The organism is Anaerosporobacter sp. (genome assembly GCF_965301125.1).
Map to the genome: position 1 here is coordinate 1 of NZ_CBDLAM010000322.1, position 2,591 is coordinate 2,591.

3 protein-coding genes are annotated in these 2,591 nt (G+C 32.1%); all 3 read left to right on the plus strand.

What is annotated here, in order from left to right:
• Nucleotides 1–740: FkbM family methyltransferase (locus ACW2QF_RS19385; RefSeq protein WP_455717659.1), on the plus strand; the 740-nt coding region annotated here is incomplete at its 5' end.
• 17 nt (nt 741–757) lie between these two features.
• Nucleotides 758–1,903 (plus strand): beta-ketoacyl synthase N-terminal-like domain-containing protein, encoded by a 1,146-nt coding sequence (locus tag ACW2QF_RS19390; protein WP_455717660.1) that lies wholly within the window; start codon nt 758–760, stop codon nt 1,901–1,903.
• Nucleotides 1,904–1,907: 4 nt separating this feature from the next.
• Nucleotides 1,908–2,591 (plus strand): beta-ketoacyl synthase N-terminal-like domain-containing protein (locus ACW2QF_RS19395; protein WP_455717661.1); only part of this gene is annotated, 684 nt, incomplete at its 3' end.

Consider the following 2,591-nt stretch of genomic DNA (forward strand, 5'->3'; position numbering starts at 1 on the left):
AAATTGCAGAAAAATTAGTTGGTTATCCAACAAAAAGTTTTAAGTATTATCAAATGTTAGAAAATAAAATAATATCAAAAGTGCAAGAAGGTACCTATAAAGTTAATGACTATGAGATAGAATCCGAAGTTAATTTAATATCTAATACTTGGGTGAATAAACAGTATTTCTTAAAGGATATATGCGTACCAGAAGAAGGAGATTATATTATTGAAGGTGGTTCGTTTCAAGGTGAAACTACCGTATGGCTGGCAAGTTGTGTGAAAGAAGAAGGTCGGGTATTTGCATTTGAAATTGATAACACAAATATAAAAACGATTAATAGAAATATTCATAGAAATCATTTTGAGGATAGAGTTCAGATTATTAATAAAGGTTTATGGGATGAAAATACAGTTCTTTATCTTGATGAAAATTCTTTCAGTACAAAATGTTTAGAAGAAGGAAGCTCACAGAAAATGGCTCGTGTTATTCAAATTGATTCATATATGAAAAAAAATAGAGTTGAAAAAGTAGATTTTATTAAAATGGATATAGAAGGTGCTGAACTGAGAGCATTAAAAGGGGCTGCTAAAACAATTCAGCAATTTAAACCTAAATTGGCAATATGTGTTTATCATAAGCCAGATGACTTGATAGAGATAGCTTTTTATATAAAGAGTTTAGTGCCAGAGTATAAACTTTATTTATCACATAAATGTACAGTATGGTCTGAAACAGTTATATTCGCAACAACATGAAATGCATGGAGAAAAATATGATACGAACAGTAAATTGTATTGGTTTTGGACAAATTTCTGCAGCTGGTAATAATATAGAGCACTTTAAAGAGGTTTTACGGAGTGGACAAAGTCAAATAAGTCAATTTGACAAAGTAGTAACAGGAAATAGAAAGTCACTATATTGTGGAGCAGTTGCAAATATACCTTATGAGGATAAATTCATGACGATGGCTAGAACAGCGATGTTTGAAGCGATAAAAAGTGCTGAATTAAATCTGGAGGATTTTCGAGAAAATGATAAAGCAGGACTCTTATTTGGGACTAGCTTAGGCAATACTGCACTATTAGAGCGTTATTATAGAGAACAGGAGTGTGAATCTATAATCACATCTTATATTTCCAGTATTGGTCAACAGTTGAGAGAAATTCTTAGGGTAAAAGGGGCTTCTTTTACATTATCTAATACTTGTTGTACTGGAATTAGTGTGATTTCAGCTGCACGACAGCTTATTATGGATGGCACTTTAGATTTATGTGTGGTTGGTTGTGTAGATATTTTAGGAGATTTAATTATTTCAGGAATGGATAATTTGAATGCACTAAGTAAGAAAAATATTTTAAGGCCATTTGAAGTTAATAGAGATGGCATTATATTAGGGGAAGGTGCAGCTTTTTTAGTTTTAGCCAATGAAAAGTATATCAATAGAAAGGCTAGTATTGAAGGTTGTTCAATTAAAAATGATGCGGTGCATCTTACAGCACCAGATAGAAATTCTAGTGGACTTATTATGGCGATTCAAGAAAGTCTTAAAATGTCAGGAATTACGGAACATGAGATTGATATCATATTTTGTTGTGGTAATGGAACTGTTTATAATGATGCAATGCAGGCAAAAGCAATTAATAAAATATGGGGGAACCAAGATAAAAAATATCCAGTAACCTCTATAAAACCATTGATTGGTCATACATTATCTGTATCTGGAATAATTGAAACCATTGCCATTATTATTATGATGGAAGAGGAATTTGTTGTTTCAATTGGTAATCCTTATGAACAGTCTCCAGAAGATGATAAGATTTTTCTTCTTCATCAAATGAAAAATAAAAATTTCAAATATGCTATTTTATTAAGTTCAGGCTTTAGTGGTGTACAGGCAGCACAGGTCATAAGGAAGTGATAGGATGAAAAAGATAATAGCGATATCGAATATGGGATGTATATGCAATATTGGGAAATCAGTGGACGAATTTTGCTATAATGCAAATCAATTAATTGATGAGAAAATGAAACAGGAAATAGAAAAGATTAGAACGGTTAACTCGGATTATCAAGACACTAAGATAGAAACAGCAATGCCTAGATTGGATAAATGCTGTAAATTACTACTCACAGCAGTTGATGAAGCTTTACGTGGAGTGGAAATAGAGAATTTGAGAAAGAAAAGAATAGGTATTTTGATTGGAAGTTCTTACGGCGTCGCAAATGCACAAGGGAATTATTTGCATACATTAAATAGAATAAATAGAGGATTACCTACATATTTTCAAGCGACAACTCAAAATCTACTTTCTGGGATTATTGCATATCGATATGGACTGAAAGGATTAAATTTAACAATTATTGACGGCTGGACATCGGGATTAGATGCGGTAATGCTAGGGGAAAGCTATATTCAAAATGGAGAAGTTGATATGGTAATTGCAGGAGGCGTAGATTGTACTTGTTCAAGTGTTCAGAGTTATCATCAAGAACTTATTCAAACTGGAATATTATCTAAGAATTTCTGCCAAGGAGAAGGGTGTGGAGTAGTGGTATTGGAAGGTATAAAAGAAGACAATCAAAAAAATTATAAAGGTATATTAAAG